Annotated in this window: 2 protein-coding genes; both read left to right on the top strand. The window is 33.3% G+C overall.

The genetic code is table 11. The features are described 5' to 3' along the window. Positions 1-65: 65 nt before the first annotated feature. Positions 66-743 carry a transposase gene (locus tag DWW96_RS13670; RefSeq protein ID WP_117910810.1) on the top strand — a complete coding sequence of 226 codons (678 nt, stop codon included), beginning with the start codon at positions 66-68 and terminating at the stop codon, positions 741-743. Continuing rightward, a complete protein-coding gene (locus tag DWW96_RS13665) occupies positions 740-1,705 on the top strand; it encodes an IS3 family transposase (RefSeq protein ID WP_158562730.1) in 966 nt (321 codons plus the stop codon). The genes DWW96_RS13670 and DWW96_RS13665 overlap by 4 nt, the downstream gene beginning before the upstream one ends. Positions 1,706-1,756 lie beyond the last annotated feature (51 nt).

The following is a 1,756-nucleotide window of genomic DNA, read 5'->3' as shown; positions in this document are numbered from 1 at the left end:
TGATATGATACCTCTAAAGTAGACAGATTAAATATAAAAAATCTGTTACTTTGGAGGTATTTTTCATGTCTAGAAAAGAAAGATTTACTCCTCAAGAAAAAGAGCAAGCTTGTATTGACTATATTGAGGGGAATCGTTCCAAGGTCGAAATATGTAGAGAACTTTATATTTCGACTAGTACTATTCAACATTGGGCAGCCATATATAACAAATATGGTGTTGCAGGATTTGCAAAGAAAACTAAAAATTCTTCTTATTCAAAACAATTTAAGATTGAAATTGTTGAAAAATATATACGTGGTGAAGCATCATCAATTGAATTAGGCAATCAATACGATATCTCGCCCGGTCTATTAAGAAAATGGATTCGGATGTATAATGCCAATATAGAACTTAAAGATTATAATCCCAAACAGGAGGTCTATATGGCAGAGGCAAGAAGAAAGACAACCAAAGAAGAACGAGAAGAGATTGTTGAGTATTGCTTAAATAATAATCGTGATTATAAAAATACAGCAGTTAAGTTTGATGTTTCCTATAGTCAGGTATACAACTGGGTAAGAAAATACGATGCTTGTGGTTTAGAAGGGTTGACTGACAAAAGAGGACATCATAAATCTGATGATGAGGTCGATGAATTAGAACGTCTTAGAAGAGAAAATCTTCGCTTAAAACGTCAACTAGAAGAAAAGGATATGGTTGTAGAATTGTTAAAAAAAGTGAAAGAATTCGAAAGGATGTGAGATTAGGGAAAACACGATACGAATCAAAATATATGGCAATAAAGGAATTACACACCGAGAAAAAATGGAGTATTGAATGGATGTGCAAGCAGCTAGAAATATCCCGTGCTGCCTACTATAAGTGGCTTAAGCACGAAATGCCAGAGGCTGAAATTGAAAATATCAAACTTGCAGAGTTGATTAAAGAATACGATGAGCGATTCAATCGCATCCTAGGATATCGAAGAATGACATCTTGGATTAATCATTTTAATCATACTAATTACAGCAAAAAAAGAATCCATAGAATCATGAAAAAACTTGGGATACATTCGGTAATAAGAAAAAAGAAGGCGAAATATATATATTCAAAACCTGATGAAACAGCAGAAAATCTTCTTCAACGAGATTTTTATGCTACCGCACCAAATCAAAAATGGGCTACAGATGTAACTGAGTTTAAAGTTCCTGGTGATAAAAAGAAAATATATTTGAGCGCCATCATAGATTTATATGACAGATATCCAGTAGCATATGTAATTAGTGGACGAAATGATAATCAATTAGTTTTTAAAACTTTTGATAAAGCGATTATGGCTAATCCTGATGCCAAGCCTATTTTTCACTCTGATCGTGGCTTTCAATATACAAGCAAAACATTCAAGAAAAAACTTGAAAAACAGAAAATGACACAATCCATGTCACGTGTAGGACATTGCATAGATAATGGTCCGACGGAAGGATTTTGGGGAATTATCAAATCTGAAATGTATCATATGTATGAAATAACTGACGAAAAGTCATTGCGTACGGCAATAAGTGACTATATAGGATTTTATTCCGAAAAAAGACCTCAAGATAGATATAACTGTAAAACACCACTAGAGGTGCGTCAAGAAGGTCTTGCTTCAGACAATCCAACAGAATATCCTATACCTGAAAATAAACGTATAAACAAATACAAAGAGAAATGGTGCGCATAGAAAAATACCTACACTTCAATCGAAATGTAGGTATAATCTGTACTTATTTTT

It is taken from the genome of Eubacterium sp. AF17-7 (genome assembly GCF_003461285.1).
GTDB classification, from domain to species: Bacteria; Bacillota; Clostridia; order Lachnospirales; family Lachnospiraceae; genus Eubacterium_U; species Eubacterium_U album.
Note: the sequence above shows the minus strand (reverse complement) of the source record. Positions and strands in the feature narration are given on the sequence as shown.